Here is a 16,111-nt window from a genome sequence, read left to right on the forward strand (position 1 = left end):
AGGCACCGGAATGGCCCTGTTCCTGTTCATCCTGTTCATCGCCGTGGTGTTCGGCTTCGTCGGCGCCCTCGTGAAGGGCCTGCTGTGGCTGCTCGTCATCGGCGCCGTGCTGTTCGTCGCAGCCCTGGTGCTCGGCGGCGTGCGCCTGGGCCGCGGGCGAGGTGCACGCAGATAGGCGCGGGCCCCAGGCGTACCGTCCGCACAGGGGACAGGCCGCCTGTGTAGGCGCTGCGCTGGCCTCTGCGACACGATCCTCAGGGGACAGGACCGGCTCTGGGGTGGCACGTGTTGGCAGGTCTCCCGCCTCTCCCGCCCCACCTGCGCCCATCGGTGTCTCGCAGCGGCATTCCGTAACCGGCCACGGGGGACGGGAGTTACCAGGTTCGTGACCGAGACCGCCCAGGTGCATCAGAACCGGTCTCGGCGTACCGGGCACTCCTGGTCCGTGGCGCGCTGGCGGGCGTGCTGGCACGGTTTCATCCACTGGAACGTCACAGGAGCGCGCCAGCGGGCCGCGGAACTCTGGCATCTGGAGGTTCTCAGAGCACGGTATTTCACGTGATCCCAGGCTGGGCGATAGCGGTATCGCCGGGGTACTCGGGCCTCAGCCCACGACTTTCGTCCTGGGCCGCTCTGCGCGTGCGCGTTCTCCGGTTTCAGGGGGAGCCGGAGCCGCCGTAGCCCGCGCGAAGCGTCGGTGAAAGGGAACGGTGGGGCGTAGCCCGGCTCGTCGAGTTCAACTGGCCGTGGCCCACTGGGTGGTTCGCGCGTGCAGACGGGAGACGACTGCGGCGTAGCAGTTTCCGGGCAGGTCGGTGACCCAGTCGAGGGTGACGCCGTGCTGGGCGGCGGCGTGGAGCATGTCGGCCAGCAGGACGGTCGCGGCGGCTTTCTGCTCCTCGGTGCCGGGTGTGGTGCGGCGCTGAGCGGCTTCGTTGATGCGGTCGGTCAGGTCGCGGTGCCTGAGGACGGCGCGGTAGCACGTGCTGGGCAGGTCGGTGACCCAGTCGAAGGTGTCGAGGGTGATGCCGTGCTTCGCCGCGGCGTGGAGGATGTCGGCCAGCAGGGCGGTCGCGGCGGCGCGGTCCTGCTCGGTGCCCTCGTCCGGGCGTCGCTCGGCGGCGGCGTTGACGCGGTCGGCCGGGTCACGGCGCCTGGCCATGGCGCGGTAGCACGTGCCGGGCAGGTCGGTGACCCAGTCGAAGACATCGAGGGTGACGCCGTGCTGGGCGGCGGCCCGGAGCATGTCGGCCAGCAGGGCCGTCGCGGCGCCTTTGTCCTGCTCGGTGCCCTGGTCGAGGCGTCGCTCGGCGGCGGCGTTGACGCGGTCGGCCAGGGTGCGGTTCTTGCGGTCGGTGTACTGGTACACGCTTCTGTCTCCTCGGTCGGTCGGGTGGCCGTCGGCGTGGCCGGGGTTCGTTTCCGGCTGTCGAAGCGGGTGATGGCGGCGGTGCCGCAGGGGGTGTGGACGCCGAACCGGGTGCTGCACGCGCGTCCCGCCGGGCCAGGCTCGGCTCTGGCGGGACGCTCGGTTCGATGCGACTCGTGTGAGGCGCCCCCGACCCTTGCCTGCGGCGTGTGCCGGGCGCGGACGGCCAAGCGGTGCGGGGGTGCGGCCGGCCGGGCTGGTTAGGCGTACGGCGGGCCGCACCCCGGTGGGAGCGTTACAGGCTGTGGGTGAGGTGGTCGGTCAGGAGGCGGGTGAAGCGGGCCGGGTCGGGCAGGTCGCCGCCCTCGGCGAGCAGGGCGCTGCCGTGGACGAGTTCGGCGATGTCGGTGAGGACCGGGTCGTCGGACTTCGCCCCGTGGGCCCGGTGCAGGGCGGTGATCAGGGGGTGGGTGGGGTTGAGCTCCAGGATCCGCTTCACGGTGGGGAGTTCCTGGCCCATGGCCCGGTACATCTTCTCCAGGGTGGGGGTCAGGTCGTGGGCGTCGCCGACCAGGCACGCGGCCGAGGTGGTGAGCCGGGTGGAGAGGCGGACCTGCTTGACGTGCTCGGCCAGGGTGGCCTGCAGCCAGGTGAGGAGGGCGGCGAAGTCCTCCTCGCGCCGGGCCTTCTGCGCCTTCGCCTCGTCGTCGCCGTCGGTGTCGGCGTCGTCGCCGAGGTCGACCTGGCCCTTGGCGATGGACTGGAAGCGGTGGCCCTCGAAGGCGGGGACCTGGTCGGTCCAGACCTCGTCGACGGGGTCGGTGAGGATCAGGACCTCGTAGCCCTTGGCGGTGAAGGCCTCCATGTGCGGGGAGTTCTCCACCATCTGGCGGTTCTCGCCGGTCAGGTAGTAGATGGTGTCCTGGCCGTCCTTCATCCGCGCGACGTACTCGCGCAGCGTGGTCGCCTTCTGCGCGTCGTGGGTGGAGGCGGCCGAGACCAGGGGCAGCAGCGCGTCGGTGTTGTCGCGGTCCTCCAGCAGGCCTTCCTTGATCACCCGGCCGAACTGCTCCCACGCCGTGGCGTAGGCCTCGGGGTTGGCGGCCTGCATGTCCTTGAAGGCGGTGAGGACCTTCTTGACGAGTCGCCGACGGACCGCGGTGATCTGGCGGTCGTGCTGCAGGATCTCGCGGGAGACGTTCAGCGACAGGTCGTGGGCGTCGACGACGCCCTTGACGAAGCGCAGGTAGTTCGGCATGAGCGCGTCGCAGTCGTCCATGATGAACACGCGCTTGACGTACAGCTGCACGCCCCGCTTGGTGTCGCGGGAGAACAGGTCGAACGGGGCGTGGGCGGGGATGAACAGCAGCGCCTCGTACTCGAAGGTGCCCTCGGCGCGCATGTGGACGGTCTCGGCCGGGGGCTGCCAGTCGTGGCTGATCTGCTGGTAGAACTCGTGGTACTCGGCCTCGGTCACCTCGCTGCGGGGGCGGGCCCACAGGGCCTTCATCGAGTTCAGCGTCTCGAGCTCGACTGCGGGTTCGGCGCCGTCCACGGTCTCGGCCTCGGTATCGGCACCGTCCGCGGAACCGGCCGCGGCGGCGGGTTCGGCGGCCATGCGGATGGGCCAGCGGATGAAGTCCGAGTACTGCTTGACGATCTGGCGGATCTTCCACCCCGCCAGGTAGTCGCCGAGACCGTCCTCGCCGTCGGCCGGCTTGAGGTGCAGCGTCACCGAGGTGCCCGCCGGCAGGCCGTCGGCCGGCGCGATCGTGTAGGTGCCCTCGCCGTCGGACTCCCACGCGGTGCCCTGCTCGGTGCCGGCGCGGCGGGTGTGCAGGGTGACCTTGTCGGCGACCATGAACGCCGAGTAGAAGCCGACGCCGAACTGGCCGATCAGGTTCTGCGCCGCCTCCGCGTCCTTGGCCTCCTTGATCCTGGCCAGCAGGCCGGCGGTGCCGGACTTCGCGATGGTGCCGATCAGGTCGACGACGTCCTCGCGGGTCATGCCGATGCCGTTGTCCCGCACCGTCAGGGTGCGGGCCTGCCGGTCGACCTCCAGGGTGATGTGCAGGTCCGAGGTGTCGACCGCCAGGTCGGTGTCGGTGAGGGATTCCAGACGGAGCTTGTCGAGGGCGTCGGAGGCGTTGGAGATCAGCTCGCGCAGGAAGATGTCCTTGTTCGAGTAGATCGAGTGGATCACCAGCTGCAGCAGCTGGCGGGTCTCCGCCTGGAACTCCAGCGTCTCGGTCGGGCTGACCACGGGAGGCGTCTCCTTTGTATGCGCGTAGTGGGAAGGGCTCGGGTCGGGCTGCCGGGGCTGGCCGGGGTGCTGTGTGGCCGGCCCCGGGGGTGTTCAGATGTGGCTGAGGGGTTGGTAGGGCTGCTCGGGGCGGGCGGTGCCGGGTCGGGCGGTGCCGTAGCAGGACAGGAAGAGCTTCCAGCCGTCGCGGCACTCCAGCGTCGCGCCGTAGCGCACTGCGGGTGGGTCCGGGCGCGTGCTGTACCGGTCGACGCGCACGATCCCGGCGGCCGGGTCGTCGGCCGCCATGGCGGCTGCGACCAGGGCCTGCTCGACGAGGGCCACCGGAATCGACGAGCCCGTCAGGTCCGGCGCTTCCACGCTCTCGGCGCCGTCACCGTCGCCGGTGGTGATGGTGGGGGCGGTGCCGCTGGCACCGGTGATGGTCCACCACACCTGTCCGCCGCTCTCCAGGGTCACGGTCAGTCCGTAGGGGCTGTCGTCGTCACGCTGGCAGGCGCCGGTAATGCCCGGTATGCCCAGGGCGCGCTCGATGAGCAGTTGCTGCAGATCGGCTGGAGTCATGGGAGTCGGCTGGGATCGGGGACGGCGCGACCGTCGCCGTCCGGAAGATTCGGGTGGTCTGCACGCCGCGAGCCGTCAGGCGTCAACTCGCGCCCCGTGTGGGGGCACAGGCGCCTCGTGCGGGCTTGCGGCGGTAAGCCGGTCCACGGCGTGCGGGTCGTGGACCGGCAGGGGTGTGACTCGGGGTGGTCACGGGCTGGCTGAGGGTGTGCGGCGCTGCCGGTTGCTGTCGGCGCGTAGCTGGTCGGCTCGGGCGGTGAGTTGATCGAGGCGGTCTGCGATCTTCGGGTGCTCCGCCTCCAGTAGGGGCCGGGTCTCGGTGAGCGGGGCGAGCAGGCGGGCGGGGTCGTTGTGGCCGAGTGCATCCAGGAGGCGCTCTATGGTGGGGGCCGCTTGTGTGCCGAGGCCGTCCAGAGCGCCGATCTGTCCGGCGAGGCGGCGCAGGTCGGCGGCGTTGTCGCGGGCCCAGGTGGTCACCGCGCGGTCGGCGGCGCGCTGGTCGCGCGTGGCCTGGACGCGTTGCTCGCCGGTGCTTCCCGCCCCGGTGCCGGCGTTCGCGCTGGGACGCAGGCGCAGGTAGCGGCGTTCGGCGGCTTGGCGGCTTTGGACGCCCAGTGGTTCGGCGAGGTCGGCCCAGGTGGCGCCGGCATCGCGAGCGGTCTCGATCAGGCCGGTCTCCCAGTCGGCGAGTTCCTCGCGCAGGTGGCGTAGCAGCAGGATTGCGGAAAGGGCCGGTTGTGGATCGCTTTGGCCTGCGTCGTCCGAGGGTGCGTGGCGGGCGGTGCGGGCGGCGGCGTCCATCATGCCCAGCGCGGCGGCGGCGGCCAGGAACGAGGCTGGCCCCACCCCGGCCGCGCCGGTGTCCTGGGTATCCATGTCGTCACTCTTTCGCTGACTGGGTGAATGTCATCGTCTGGATGACATGCTACAACGGTTCGTGTCGCGCCGCGCCGGCGCGAACCACCCAAAGAGCTGGCGCGAACCACCCAAGAACCTTCTGGACCGGAGGTGTCCGACGATGTCCATACGCACTGCGGAGACCCACCAGGCGTCCCAAGCCCTGGTCGTAGCCGACCCCGATCCCGATGGACACCTGACGCGAGGACGACCGCCTCGTGCTCGCGCTCGACCTGCCCGGCATCCCGCTGGAGGCGATCGAGGTTCAAGCGCTGGGCCGGATAGTCACCGTGAGGGTCGAGCGCCGGTCCGACCCGCGCTGCCAGGGCGTGCACACCCAGCTCGCCGAACGGGCCCCGGGGGGCGGGGGGCGAGCGCCGCATCCAGCTGGCCGACAGCCTCGACCCGGCCCGCATCGGGGCTCACCTGCATGACGGCGTCCTGACCCTCACTGTCCTCGTCGCCGACCGGCTCCTGTCCCGCTCCCACCGCCTCGACTGCGAAGCCCATCAGGACAGGCCGGTCCCCGCCGTGCCCGTACCTTCGGCGAGCCCGATCCGGCCCGGATCTTCGACGACACCCCGGTCCACGGACGCCAGCCGCTCACCGCGGACCATCTGCGCCCGCTGCGTTCGATGCGGGCCGCAGCCGCGGACGAGCTGTACATCGTCTTCTCGACGGACGGCGGCGCCGAGGTCCTGCCCCTGCCGGTGATCGAGAAGCGCCTGGCCCGCGGGTGGCAGTGCTTCCTCCTCGCCGGCACAGTTGACCTTCCCGCAGACGTGACCGAACCATGGGCCCGTGAGGTCGGTCCCAGGCCCGAAGGACAGGAGAGCCTCTGGCCGCAGTACCCGCGCAGTGCGCACGACCCGCTCTTCGGCGAGGACCTCGGCCTGGCACACGGCGCCACACGGGCGGCGTGGATCGGGTACGAGCACGAGGACGCGGAGCGCAACCTGCGTCTGCTCGCCATGGCGCGCGGCGTGCGGGACCTTCGGACGCTGGACGGCGGGTACGACGACCACGGCCGCTCCCGCCCCCTTCCCCAGTCGGTGTGGCTGGGGCTGCTGGCCCACGCCGAGGACCTGGACCGAGAGCCGTTCGAGGCCCCGGGCACCGACCGGTGGCGCAGCGGCGGCAGTGGCATCCCGCTCGGCGTCCTCGCGGACGTGCAGGTCTACACGACCAACGCCGACCCCCGGATCCAGGGCAAGGGCCACTCGCCGTTCTGCGCGCACTCCCGTGAACGCGGCGTCGTCGCCGGCGACGACGTGCTGACCGTCGCGGACCTGCTCGACGACGGTGGCTACGACTGGTGCAGCAAGTGCCAGGGCTACGCCGTCCGGCGCCTGACCGACACCGAGCTGTCCTACTGCCGCGCCGCCCACCGGCTCCACGACATCGCGCAGAATCTCGACCCCGGTCGAGGCGGCCACGACCGCCTCGATGCCGAAACGATCATCCGCCAGCTCCGTGAACTCGCCGACTGGCGACCGATCGGCGAAGACCACTGGTACATGAGCGGAGCGCGGCGCTGGCGACGCATCGTCGGCGAGCTGCAGGTGAGGGCGGACGCGGCCGGACGCGACACCCCGTGACCCAACCGCGCAATGCCCCGAACGCGACCGAACTGAACAGGCCACCCATGACCAGCACACCGCGCGAGACGACCCTGTCGCCGCACGCCACCGGCCCCCGGCTGCTCGCCCGGCTCACTGCACCGCTCCGCCAGGCCGGCTGGACGGAGGGCGAACTCTGGGACGAGACGGCCTCATGCGGCGCTGGCGAGGCGTAGAAGGTGGAGCCGAACGCGAGGCTGGTGGGCGTGTCGGCTGCCGCCCCGGCGTGGTCCGCCCGGGCCTTGTCTGCGCGTCGGTGCTTCGAAGGAGTGGCGAACCGCTCGTTGCTCTCTCGTAGCAGACCGGTAGGCTCCGGGACGTCGCGTACCGGCTGCGGGCAAGCTCATGGCAGACGCGGCCGGTGTCAGAGGTCCCGGGTACCGTCCGATCGGAGGGTCAAGTTCGGGCGGGAGGGATCGGTATGGCTGCGGAACGGAAGTGCAGGGAGTGCGGGAAGGGGGCGAGTGCCAACCGCAAGGGAAAGCCCGGCAGGTGTGTGCCTTGCATCGACGGGCACTACGTGAAGCTCGGCTGGAACCCCTGCGAGCCCCATGTCTGCACGGAACACGAGCGTCGTTGCCTGTGCACCACTTGTGACCAACCCGACGCGATCCCGTACAGCGAGATTCGCAACAAGCAGGTCCGATACTGCAATTCGTGTGCCTCCCGGAAGATGTACGAACAGGGCCTCGTGCGCGAGCCGGCGAAATGGGACATCACGAAGGAGGAGGCCGCGCGGATCGTGCTGGGGGAGGAGTTCCTCGCGCGTGACGCTGCCGGTGCCGTGGTAGATGAGTCCGGACTTGCCCAGAGGATGGGGCACGTGTGGTCGCTCGTGGAAGTGGAGTGCGCGGTCTGTGGAACGGCCAAGAGGTGGAGCGCGTCGATGAGCCTCGGCAGCCGGGCCGTGCCCGGGCGCAGCCGGTGCTCCAACTGCTCTGCACTGCCCCTGACCGCCTGGCAGGTCAAGTTCTTCGCCGCGTACGGGCTCGTGCGCGATCACGTGGGCTACGCCCGGCTCAGCGAGCGGGTCGAGGCGCACTGCACCGACTGCGGGGCGGCGCGCAGGACTTCCGTCTCCGAGCTGGCGAGCGGGGTTTCGCCCTGCCTCACCTGTGACGCTGCGACCACCGACCCGGATGCCTCGCATCTCGTCTACGTCGTGCACTTCCCGAGGCTTGGCGCCTACAAGGTGGGCATCACCGGTACCGGGGTGCGGCACGACCGGCTCGCGTCCCACGCGGCGCAGGGCGGCGTTCCGGTCGGACGGAGAGTGGTGCCGAACAGGGAAGCCGCGCGGACGGTGGAGGAGTTCGTCCTGCGCGTGGTGCGGGACCATCCGAGCGGCTGCACCGCCGAGGACTTCCCGCAAGGGGGCTTCACGGAGACCTGGGCCGAGGACGGACCGGAGGTGGATCTCGGTGGCATCGTCGATCGGCTGGCGCGCGAGGAAGCGCCCGGCTTCGACCGGCTTGGCAAGGTCAAGGCCTTCTTCGAGGACGAGCCGCTGACCATCGAGGAGCTGGTCGAGTTTCAGAGGATCGAGACCATCGAGACGGACGGGGGCGAGGTCCATTGTGTGGGCCTGAGCGAGCCGTTGGAACAGGTTCTTCGCAAGGTACGGGCCCGGAGGGCCTCGGGGGGCGACGGGCAGAAGTAGCGGGGGAAGTCGAGTGGGCCAACGGCGAGCCCGGGTCGGCCGACACGGTGCTGCGGACCATCAGGCCAAAGGGCTGATCCGTTGGACGTAGCCGACGTGGCGGCCGGCCACCCCGACCTCCTCGCCGACGACACCTTCGTCTGGATCATCGAAGCCGTCTTCAAGGAGGATCGTTGCGGCGCGAAGCCAGACTCCCGGTCCCGCCAGCCATGACCCTCCCGGACTGGGCAGCTCACGTTTGCCTCGACATCCTCCGCCCGGACCTCGGGGAGGACGAGACCCTGCCGCCGACGCGAGGCTCGGGCGTCTCTGACCGGCGCTCCGGCCAGAGACGCCCCGCGCTCGGTTGCAAGCCGTAGTGCCGAAGCCGTTCGACGTGTGGCTACGCCGCCCGCCGGAGGACTTCGACAGGCCCGGGGATCGGACTCCGCCCGGTGGCGGCCCGGTCGAGCGCTTGGGCCAAGGCGAGCACGGCCTGGTCGGCGGAGTCCTTGAGGAGGTGGCCGTAGAGGTTGATCGTGGTGGCGATGGTGGAGTGCCGCAGCGTCTTGGAGATGACGGCGACGGGGATGTTCTCGGCGATCATGATGCTGGCCGCGGTGTGGCGCAGGTCGTGCAACCCGATTCTGGGCAAGTCGAGCTCCGTGGTGCGTTTGCGGAGCTGGTCGAGGACCCACTGGGGCCGCAGCGGCGTTCCGCCCGGGCGGGCGAAGACCAGACCTTCGAGCCGGCCGTCGGGGTGGGCGTTCATCTGGATCGCGGCCTGGCGGTGGAGGGCGGCCATGACTCTGGGGGAGAGGCTGATCCAGGCGCGGCTGGCCTCGGTCTTGGGCTCCCGGAGGTGGATCTTTCCGTTGTCGATGGCGGCGAGGGTCCAGCGGACGTAGAGCTTGCGGTCCATGAGGTGGACGTCGGACCAGTGCAGGGCGAGGATCTCGCCGCGGCGCATGCCGGTGCCGAGCATGACCTCGAACAGATCGGTCAGCTGGTCCGCGTACTGCTCGGCGCCGTGCTGCAGGAAGGTAGCGGCCTGTTCGGGGGTCCAGCAGGTGCGTTCGGCGGCGCGGGGCTTGGCCGGCACGGAGTGCTTGGCCGGGTTGTAGCGCAGGCGCCAGGAGCGCACGGCGGCGTTCAGCGCGTTGCGCAGGGTGGCCACGGCCCGGTAGACGGTGACGCGCCCGCGCTGGGCGTCCAGCTGGGTGGTGACCCAGTCGTCGATGTGTTCCGGGCGCAGGTCGAGGAGCCGGAGGTGGCCGAAGGCGGGGATGAGGTCGCGCTCGACGCACGCGGCGTAGCCGGCGTACGTGTTCGGCGCGAGGTGCGGCTTTCTCGTGGCCAGCCATTCCCGCAGGTAGCTCGCGACGGTGGTACGGCGGTTCTCGTAGACCCCGCGCAGCTCACCGTCCAGCACCGCCCTCATCTCCCGGGCTGCCTCGGCCCGGCTGGCGAAGCCGCCCCGCCGACGCGTACGACGCTTGCCCTCATCCGGGGCCAGGTCGACGCAGTACGTCCACGACCCGTGCCCCGCCTCCTCCAACAACCGCACACACCACGGACCCAACTGCTTCCCGTGACCGTCCGAACAACCACACCGCCGGTACACCCGACCCCGCTGCGCACGCTGTCCCATGAGCTTCCCCTTCTCTCGGACTGGGTGGTGCCTCTGGGGCAAGAGTGGCTGCCATGTCGGGTGTGGCGGCAGAGCGTGCGGGGCGGTGCGCGAAGCACGTCAGAACCAGACGGCGAAGACACGCTCAAGACGACACACCGCCCGGAAGATCACCATCCGTAGCCAGTGGGTAAGCGACCGTGATCCGCTCGCAGGAGCCGGACCCGCAAGCTGGCCAGCGCCGTCGACACAGCGGCTGTCGGGATCGCACGGTGGTGCTTGCTGAAGGGGCGACAGATACCGCTCACCGGCAGTAGCTGCGGTGGGGTGGTCGGCCTGGGGACCATTTTGGGACCACGCGGGATGAGCGCTCATGAACGCTGATGGGTGAAAACGGACGCTTGTGCGCAAAGTAAACACTGAGTCACCGTCAGCATTCTGAGGCGCCACTTTCGCTGAGAGTTTCCAACTCACTTTCTCCTCAGCATAGTTGAGCAACAAAGAAGCCGGGACCTTGAGGTCCCGGCTGTCGACAATAGTTGAACCCCTTGACTGGGGGTCAAGGGGTCGCAGGTTCAAATCCTGTCGTCCCGACTGTGAAGTCGGTTGTGAGAGCGGGTACTTGGGAAACCGGGTGCCCGCTCTTTCTGTTGCCGTGTCAGTTGGTGGTCGCATGGTGGTCGCCGGGCCACATCGGCCATGGTGCCGGGGGTTCTTCTGTTCGTGCCTGCTGATATGCGGGCAGGTGCCGGTGGGGGCGTGGGTGCTGGCGCCATGGGCGCTGGGCGCGGCAGACGGTGCGTCCGAGTACGGCGCGGTCCGCGTTGTCGAGGGTCCAGGCTGCGGCGTCGACGGCCGCGCGGGCGGCGAGTCGGGTGAGTTCTGCGTAGATGTTCGCGCTGGTTGACAGGGTGCGGTGGCGCAGGGTCTTGGAGATGACGGGCAGGGGGACTCCGGCGGCCAGGGTGAAGCTGGTCATGAGGTGGCGCAGGTCGTGGAGGGCGATGCGGGGGACTCCGGCTTTGTCGCACAGCAGGTGGAAGTGGTCGAGGACGTTCTTGGGATGGAGCGGCCGGCCGTGGCGGTGGAAGACGTAGTCGCCGCTGTCGGCGATGTTGCCGAAGGCGCGGGTGCCGGCGCGGTCGTCGAGGGCCGAGGCGACACGGTCGGAGAGGGCGACCCACATCCTGCTGCCCTTGGTCTTCGGGTGGTGAGCACAAGCTGGTTGTTGTCGACGGCGGAGAGCGTCGCGCGGACGAAGAAGACACGGTCGGGGAGGTGGACGTCGTCCCAGCGCAGGGCGAGTGCCTCGCCTTTGCGGATGCCTGAGCCGATCATGAGCTCGGCGAGGTCGGCGTAGAGGGGGTCGGTGACGTGGGTGAAGCGCAGGAAGCGGGCGGTCTGTTCCTCGGTCCACAGGCGTCTGGGGGCGGAGGCGGGGCGGGGGAGCAGCGGGGGCTTGGCGGGGTTGCGGGCGAGCCGGCCGTCGTGGACGGCGCTGCTGAGGGCGCTGGAGAGGGTGGCCATGATCCGGTGGACGGTGACCCTGCCGCGGCCCCGGCGCAGAAGGTTGGTGACGAAGGCCTGCAGGTGCTGACGGGTGAGGTCGATGAGGGGGATCGTGCCGAGGGCGGGGATCAGGTCCTGCTCGGTGTAGGTGCGGTAGCGGGCCATGGTGGCGGGCTTGAGGCGGAGCTCCGTCTCGTCGAGCCAGTCCCTCAGGTACTCGGCGGTGCGCTGCCTGGGGTCGGTGATGACGCAGAGGGCGAGGCCCTCGTTGAAGCGCCGCAGCGCGGTGCGGGCGTCGAGTTCGTCGGGGAAGCCGGCGCGGCGGACGGTGCGGCGGTGGCCGTCGATGGGCGGGGTGTCGACGGTGAACGCCCAGGTGCCGTGGCGGGGGTCGGCGGTGAGGCGGGGGCAGGTGGTGCCGAGCTGTCGACGGTGGTCGTCGCGGCAGCCGCAGCGCCGGTAGACGCGTCCTCGGTCGTTTCCCGGGTTCGGTGAGCAGCGCATGGTGATCGCCTCGGAAGGTCGAGCGGCGCGCGGGATCTGCCTCCCATCCTGCTCTTCTACGGCGACCACCGTGCGACCGCTGAGCCCGGAGAATGTTATTGACCTGCGGGTCTCCCTTGGCCAGCGACAAGGGGAGATGAGCTGCAGGCCGGGCTCGGCCGCGTTCGGGGCTGTTGGTTCTTGTGCTGCTCGGCCTCTTCGTCGTCCCGGTCTTCGGCGTCGTCGCTGAGGTCTCCGTCGATTCGTTAGCTGGCGATTGCCGCGTGACCTGCCCGTGTCCCACGCGGCGACAGTGTGGAACACGCACGCAGAGTACTCCGCCTCAGCCCGGCCGCCTCGCCGACGTCAGGGCGGGGGTGGGGGTGTCCAACCAGGTAGGACATGGGCGAAGTCGGCGCCTCCGCTCGGCCGTGGCGTCAGATCGCGGCGTATCGCCAGGGGGTCTCGGGGGCGGTAGCTCTCCCTGTCTACGGGTACCCGGACTGCTGCCTGGCGGCCTCCGAGGCGTGTCGCGGTGCGTTCGGGACGGTAGGTGCGTGCCGGTGGCCAACGGGGTCGGAGGGGTTCTGCGTGGGGGCTCGCGCTGGTTGCTCCGGTGGGATGGTCGGAGGCCCTGCCGGCGTGGGGAAGGCATGCGGGGGCCAGGACCCGTGGGCCAGGTCGTGGTGGAGGGCGTCGATTCTGGCCAGGCAGGTGTCGACGGTGGCGATGGCGGCGCTGCTGTGCTCGCGGATGCGGCGTTCGATGGCGGCGAGCCGGTCCTCGATCTGCTGCCAGCGGTCTTCAGCGGTGGTGAGGGGGTCAGGTGCGTCGTTGGTCGCTGTCATGGCGGAGGCGTTCGGTGCGGTGGGTGAGGTCGTCGAGGCGGGCGGTGAGGTCCGGGTGGGTGGCGGCGAGGTGGGGGCGCATGTCGGCGAGGGGCGTTATCAGGTTGGCGGGGTCGGGGGCGCCGAGGGCGGTGGTGAGCGCGGTCAGCGCGGGGCGGGCCCGGGGTGGCAGGCCGGGTGCGGCGCTGATCTGGGCGGCGAGGACGCGCAGGTCGGCTGCGTTGTCGCGGGCCCAGGCGGTGACGGCGCGGTCCGCGGCCCGGCGGTCGCGGACGGCTTTGACGCGCTCCGCTCCGGTCGCGGCCTCTTCGGGTCTGCTGCCGGCGGGGCGCAGGCGCAGGTAGCGGTTCTCGGCGGCCTGACGGCTGGCGACGCCCATGGGGTGGGCGAGGTCGGCCCAGGTGGCGCCGCCGTCACGGGCGCTCTCCACCAGGCCCGCCTCCCAGCCGGCGAGCTCGGTGCGCAGTTCGCGCAGCAGTACCAGGGCGGCCAGGGCCGGCTCGGGGCCCTCGTCCGGTGCACCGGTGCCGGGCCGGGTGGTCGGGCGGGTGTTCCGGGCGGTGCGGACAGCGTCGTCGATGGCGGCGAGCGCGGCGGCGGCGGCGAGGAAGGACGCCGGTCCCGTGGGTGGGCCGCCGCCGGTGGCGGGTACGTCGGGCCGCTTTCCCATGGCTGTCACTCCTTCAGCGACTTTGCTGTTTGTCATTGGATGGATGACATGCTAGAACAGATTCAGGTGAAGCGCACTGGCTCTCATTCGATCAGTGGAGGTGTTTCGCGATGCTGATGCGCACTGACCCGTTCCGCGAGCTGGACCGGCTGACTCAGCAGTTCCTGGGCACGAACGGGACGTGGTCGCGGCCGGCCCCGATGCCGCTGGACGCTTGCCGTGTGGGCGACGAGTACGTGATCTGTTTCGATCTGCCGGGGGTGGCCCCGGACGCGATCGAGGTCGACGTCGAGCGGAACATGCTGACCGTCAAGGCTGAACGCCGCCCCCGTCACCAGGGTGACGACGTGAAGTGGGAGCTGTCCGAGCGCCCGCTCGGCGTGTTCTCCCGCCAGGTCATGCTGTCCGACACCCTCGACCCCGCCGGGATCAGCGCCGACTACGACGCCGGCGTGCTGACCCTGAAGATCCCGATCGCGGAGAAGGCCAAGCCCCGCAAGGTCGAGATCAGCCACAGCGGCAGCCGCAAGCAGATCCAGGCCTGACCCCTCCCCGGACCGCCGTCCCGCACCGCCAACCCCCGGGCCCTGCGGGACGGCCCCGGCCGGCTCCACCGTCCGGCCCGGCCGCCCCGGCGCACCACGCCGTGTGGGCCGGGCCGGCGGCGGGAGACCACCATGCGCGACGACCAGGGGCACGAACCCTTCGCGCTGCGGGCGTGCGGCGAGATAGCCCTCGACACCGCCCCCGCGCTGCGCCGTGCTGTGACCGCCGCGCTCGGGGCACATCGGGAGGTGGTGCTCGATCTGTCGGAGGTGACGTTCATGGACTGCGCGGGCCTGGGCGCTCCGGTCCGGGCCCGCAACCAGGCCGACCGGTGCGGCAGCCACCTGGTCCTGCGAGGGGCCGGCCGCCGCGTGGGCCGGCTGGGCAAGCTCACCGGTGCGCACCGGCGCCTGGTCGTCGAGCCCTGACCGGGCGTCGACGGCGTTCACGCCGAGCCCCGGAACGGAGGGAGAGGAACCGTGGCTCTTCGATGGGAGGCGTTCCTGGAAGACGTCCGGGAACGCGGTGAGTACGACACATCCCGGGAGGCCGAGCGGGCGGCGCGCGTCGTACTGGCCCTGCTCGGCGCCCACCTGGTCGGCAACGTGCGCGCCGAACTGGCCGCCCGCCTGCCCGAGACCCTCGCCCTGATCCTGCTCAACCCGCTGCAGGCCGCCGAGCCGCTCAACCCCGAGCGGTTCACGCGCGCGACCGCGGCCTGGATCGAGGGTGCCACCGAGACCACCGCCCTGTGGGACATCGGCGCGGTCCTCAGCACCGTGGCCGACGCCGCCGGCGACGACCTCACCGAGCGCGTCCTGCTCCAGCTGCCGCCCGGCTACGACCTCCTGTTCGGCCGGCCCCGGCCCGGCCACCGCCCCTGAACACCGTCCGCGCCGCCGCACCCGTCCGGCCGGCCCCGTTTCCCTGGAAGGCCACCGCCATGACCCGGTACCGCCTCCTGCTCCAGCAGGTCCGCACCCTGGGCCGCTACACCTGCGACGAGGAGGCCGAACGCGTCCTCACCGTCGTCCTGGCCGCCCTCGGCAGCCAACTCACCGGGGAGGAACGCTGCGACCTCGCCGCAGCCCTGCCCGAGCGTGCCCGCACCGTCTTCGCCTCGCAGATCCCGCTGCCCCGGCCGGTCGCCGCCCCCGCCTTCGTCGAAGCCGTCGCCCGCGCCCTGAACACCAGCCTCACCGCCGCCCGCTGGGACGTCTCCTCCGTCCTGGCGGCCCTCACCGACCTCGCCGGCGACCCCCTCACCGACCGCATCCTCACCGACCTGCCCCGCGGCTACGCGCTGCTGTTCGGCCGCGCCGACCTCACGATCGCGGCTTGACCCGGGGCGGCACTACCGGCGCCGGCCGCCCGCCACCCAGCGTGGCAGGGCAGTCGGCGCCGGGCCGTCAATCCGGCCGGCGGCGGCCACCGGAGCGCAGGACGACGACGCAGGACCGCCACCGCCGGGTACCGGTTCGAGTCCGGAGCCACGCCGGTGCACCCGCGACATCCACCTCGGCCGGGTGTGACCGGCCCAGCCCTGCCGAGCACCGGCTGGAACCGGAACCATGTTGGAGTTCACCTCCTGGCCGGGCATCAGCTCCCTCGCCCCGGCCAAGCAGGGCGAGCGCGCTGCGCACCACGACGCCAGGCGCAGGACCGATCTGGGCATCTGGTCAGGCAGGTCCGCGAGCGCGGCCCGGCAAGAGTCACCTCTGCCCGTGGGCGCCAGCTGGGCGGGCGGTGTCGAGGGCGTCGCGCAGGGAGTACAGGTCGGCGAGGGTGGCCAGTTCGGCGAAGCGGGCCAGCAACCGGCGGATGGTTCGGTCGTCGCCGTCGTGCACGGCCTCGGTGATCGCCTCGACGAGGGCAGCCTGCCCGGGCCGGGCGGTCTCCGCTGCTCCGGGCACCAGGTCCTCCACTCCCGCCTCCTGCGCGGTACTGCTTGTTCGTCGGCGGTGGGGGGGGGGTGGGGGGCGGGGGGGGGGGGGAGGGGACAGGGAGGCGCGGTCAAAGTAGCACAAAGACCTCACGACCGCCACCTGGAGCCAGAGGCTTCTCAGAATTGGGC

At 71.1% G+C, this 16,111-nt stretch carries 18 protein-coding genes, 1 tRNA gene and 1 pseudogene; 10 read left to right on the forward strand and 10 right to left on the reverse strand.

All coding sequences use genetic code 11. The annotated features are described in order from the left end of the window. Positions 1-10: 10 nt before the first annotated feature. Positions 11-175 (forward strand): hypothetical protein, encoded by a 165-nt coding sequence (locus ACFVX9_RS15075; protein WP_371519677.1) that lies wholly within the window; start codon positions 11-13, stop codon positions 173-175. 561 nt (positions 176-736) lie between these two features. Here the strand turns inward: ACFVX9_RS15075 and ACFVX9_RS15080 are convergent. The 4 genes from ACFVX9_RS15080 to ACFVX9_RS15095 form a co-directional block, all read right to left on the reverse strand. Then, entirely contained in the window at positions 737-1,369 is a 633-nt protein-coding gene (locus ACFVX9_RS15080; RefSeq protein WP_387981927.1) for a hypothetical protein, read from the reverse strand. Positions 1,370-1,664: 295 nt separating this feature from the next. Continuing rightward, complete coding sequence (gene htpG, locus ACFVX9_RS15085; protein WP_387981929.1) at positions 1,665-3,632, reverse strand: molecular chaperone HtpG; 1,968 nt, start codon at positions 3,630-3,632, stop codon at positions 1,665-1,667. Positions 3,633-3,725: 93 nt separating this feature from the next. Continuing rightward, a complete protein-coding gene (locus ACFVX9_RS15090; protein ID WP_359913391.1) occupies positions 3,726-4,196 on the reverse strand; it encodes a hypothetical protein in 471 nt (156 codons plus the stop codon). 189 nt (positions 4,197-4,385) lie between these two features. Continuing rightward, positions 4,386-5,072: a type III effector protein gene (locus ACFVX9_RS15095; RefSeq protein ID WP_387981931.1), complete on the reverse strand. Its 687-nt coding sequence runs from the start codon at positions 5,070-5,072 to the stop codon at positions 4,386-4,388. Positions 5,073-5,728: 656 nt separating this feature from the next. Between ACFVX9_RS15095 and ACFVX9_RS15100 the strand changes: the two genes are divergently transcribed. The 4 genes from ACFVX9_RS15100 to ACFVX9_RS15115 all read left to right on the forward strand — a co-directional run bounded on the left by ACFVX9_RS15100 (position 5,729) and on the right by ACFVX9_RS15115 (position 8,585). Beyond that, positions 5,729-6,691: a hypothetical protein gene (locus tag ACFVX9_RS15100; protein ID WP_387981933.1), complete on the forward strand. Its 963-nt coding sequence runs from the start codon at positions 5,729-5,731 to the stop codon at positions 6,689-6,691. A gap of 47 nt (positions 6,692-6,738) precedes the next feature. Beyond that, the gene (locus tag ACFVX9_RS15105) at positions 6,739-6,888 is read left to right on the forward strand and encodes a hypothetical protein (RefSeq protein ID WP_387981935.1); all 150 of its coding nucleotides are present in this window, start codon (positions 6,739-6,741) and stop codon (positions 6,886-6,888) included. A 344-nt stretch (positions 6,889-7,232) separates the two neighbouring features. Then, complete coding sequence (locus ACFVX9_RS15110; protein ID WP_371519695.1) at positions 7,233-8,372, forward strand: hypothetical protein; 1,140 nt, start codon at positions 7,233-7,235, stop codon at positions 8,370-8,372. A gap of 81 nt (positions 8,373-8,453) precedes the next feature. After that, complete coding sequence (locus tag ACFVX9_RS15115; RefSeq protein WP_371519698.1) at positions 8,454-8,585, forward strand: hypothetical protein; 132 nt, start codon at positions 8,454-8,456, stop codon at positions 8,583-8,585. A gap of 169 nt (positions 8,586-8,754) precedes the next feature. Here ACFVX9_RS15115 and ACFVX9_RS15120 read toward each other — a convergent pair whose 3' ends face one another. After that, positions 8,755-9,912 (reverse strand): tyrosine-type recombinase/integrase, encoded by a 1,158-nt coding sequence (locus tag ACFVX9_RS15120; protein WP_371519700.1) that lies wholly within the window; start codon positions 9,910-9,912, stop codon positions 8,755-8,757. Between the two features lie 576 nt (positions 9,913-10,488). On the opposite strand from ACFVX9_RS15120, the gene ACFVX9_RS15125 reads away from it, so the two are divergent. Next, positions 10,489-10,575, forward strand: a tRNA-Pro gene (locus tag ACFVX9_RS15125). A gap of 64 nt (positions 10,576-10,639) precedes the next feature. Here the strand turns inward: ACFVX9_RS15125 and ACFVX9_RS15130 are convergent. The 4 genes and pseudogenes from ACFVX9_RS15130 to ACFVX9_RS15145 all read right to left on the reverse strand — a co-directional run bounded on the left by ACFVX9_RS15130 (position 10,640) and on the right by ACFVX9_RS15145 (position 13,491). Beyond that, positions 10,640-11,167 (reverse strand): tyrosine-type recombinase/integrase, encoded by a 528-nt coding sequence (locus tag ACFVX9_RS15130; RefSeq protein WP_380481529.1) that lies wholly within the window; start codon positions 11,165-11,167, stop codon positions 10,640-10,642. 284 nt (positions 11,168-11,451) lie between these two features. Next, positions 11,452-11,994: pseudogene (locus ACFVX9_RS15135) on the reverse strand (hypothetical protein); the annotation flags it as partial. Positions 11,995-12,461: 467 nt separating this feature from the next. Further along, positions 12,462-12,821 (reverse strand): hypothetical protein, encoded by a 360-nt coding sequence (locus ACFVX9_RS15140; RefSeq protein ID WP_380481527.1) that lies wholly within the window; start codon positions 12,819-12,821, stop codon positions 12,462-12,464. After that, positions 12,796-13,491, reverse strand: a complete 696-nt coding sequence (locus tag ACFVX9_RS15145; RefSeq protein ID WP_387981938.1) for a type III effector protein — start codon at positions 13,489-13,491, stop codon at positions 12,796-12,798. The genes ACFVX9_RS15140 and ACFVX9_RS15145 overlap by 26 nt, the downstream gene beginning before the upstream one ends. A gap of 110 nt (positions 13,492-13,601) precedes the next feature. Here ACFVX9_RS15145 and ACFVX9_RS15150 point away from each other — a divergent pair, with 110 nt between their 5' ends. From ACFVX9_RS15150 to ACFVX9_RS15165, 4 genes are all read left to right on the forward strand, one after another. Continuing rightward, positions 13,602-14,036 (forward strand): Hsp20/alpha crystallin family protein, encoded by a 435-nt coding sequence (locus ACFVX9_RS15150; RefSeq protein WP_380481523.1) that lies wholly within the window; start codon positions 13,602-13,604, stop codon positions 14,034-14,036. A 132-nt stretch (positions 14,037-14,168) separates the two neighbouring features. Further along, a complete protein-coding gene (locus ACFVX9_RS15155; RefSeq protein ID WP_380481521.1) occupies positions 14,169-14,465 on the forward strand; it encodes an STAS domain-containing protein in 297 nt (98 codons plus the stop codon). 51 nt (positions 14,466-14,516) lie between these two features. Further along, on the forward strand, positions 14,517-14,921 hold the full coding sequence (locus ACFVX9_RS15160) for a DUF2267 domain-containing protein (protein WP_387981940.1): 405 nt from the start codon (positions 14,517-14,519) through the stop codon (positions 14,919-14,921). A 59-nt stretch (positions 14,922-14,980) separates the two neighbouring features. Continuing rightward, on the forward strand, positions 14,981-15,379 hold the full coding sequence (locus ACFVX9_RS15165) for a DUF2267 domain-containing protein (protein WP_380493104.1): 399 nt from the start codon (positions 14,981-14,983) through the stop codon (positions 15,377-15,379). Positions 15,380-15,749: 370 nt separating this feature from the next. Here ACFVX9_RS15165 and ACFVX9_RS15170 read toward each other — a convergent pair whose 3' ends face one another. After that, the gene (locus tag ACFVX9_RS15170) at positions 15,750-15,962 is read right to left on the reverse strand and encodes a hypothetical protein (RefSeq protein WP_380481515.1); all 213 of its coding nucleotides are present in this window, start codon (positions 15,960-15,962) and stop codon (positions 15,750-15,752) included. Positions 15,963-16,111 lie beyond the last annotated feature (149 nt).

The sequence above is a fragment of the Kitasatospora sp. NPDC058243 genome (genome assembly GCF_042882025.1).
Classification (GTDB): domain Bacteria; phylum Actinomycetota; class Actinomycetes; order Streptomycetales; family Streptomycetaceae; genus Kitasatospora.

What these genes read in the sequence shown, in the direction of transcription:
- ACFVX9_RS15165 (WP_380493104.1), top strand. Translation starts at nt 14,981, where the DNA reads ATGACCCGGTACCGCCTCCTGCTCCAGCAGGTCCGCACCCTGGGCCGC.
- ACFVX9_RS15090 (WP_359913391.1), bottom strand. Translation starts at nt 4,196, where the DNA reads ATGACTCCAGCCGATCTGCAGCAACTGCTCATCGAGCGCGCCCTGGGC.
- ACFVX9_RS15105 (WP_387981935.1), top strand. Translation starts at nt 6,739, where the DNA reads ATGACCAGCACACCGCGCGAGACGACCCTGTCGCCGCACGCCACCGGC.
- ACFVX9_RS15145 (WP_387981938.1), bottom strand. Translation starts at nt 13,491, where the DNA reads ATGGGAAAGCGGCCCGACGTACCCGCCACCGGCGGCGGCCCACCCACG.
- ACFVX9_RS15140 (WP_380481527.1), bottom strand. Translation starts at nt 12,821, where the DNA reads ATGACAGCGACCAACGACGCACCTGACCCCCTCACCACCGCTGAAGAC.
- ACFVX9_RS15095 (WP_387981931.1), bottom strand. Translation starts at nt 5,072, where the DNA reads ATGGATACCCAGGACACCGGCGCGGCCGGGGTGGGGCCAGCCTCGTTC.
- ACFVX9_RS15130 (WP_380481529.1), bottom strand. Translation starts at nt 11,167, where the DNA reads ATGTGGGTCGCCCTCTCCGACCGTGTCGCCTCGGCCCTCGACGACCGC.
- ACFVX9_RS15155 (WP_380481521.1), top strand. Translation starts at nt 14,169, where the DNA reads ATGCGCGACGACCAGGGGCACGAACCCTTCGCGCTGCGGGCGTGCGGC.
- ACFVX9_RS15150 (WP_380481523.1), top strand. Translation starts at nt 13,602, where the DNA reads ATGCTGATGCGCACTGACCCGTTCCGCGAGCTGGACCGGCTGACTCAG.
- ACFVX9_RS15075 (WP_371519677.1), top strand. Translation starts at nt 11, where the DNA reads ATGGCCCTGTTCCTGTTCATCCTGTTCATCGCCGTGGTGTTCGGCTTC.
- ACFVX9_RS15100 (WP_387981933.1), top strand. Translation starts at nt 5,729, where the DNA reads ATGCGGGCCGCAGCCGCGGACGAGCTGTACATCGTCTTCTCGACGGAC.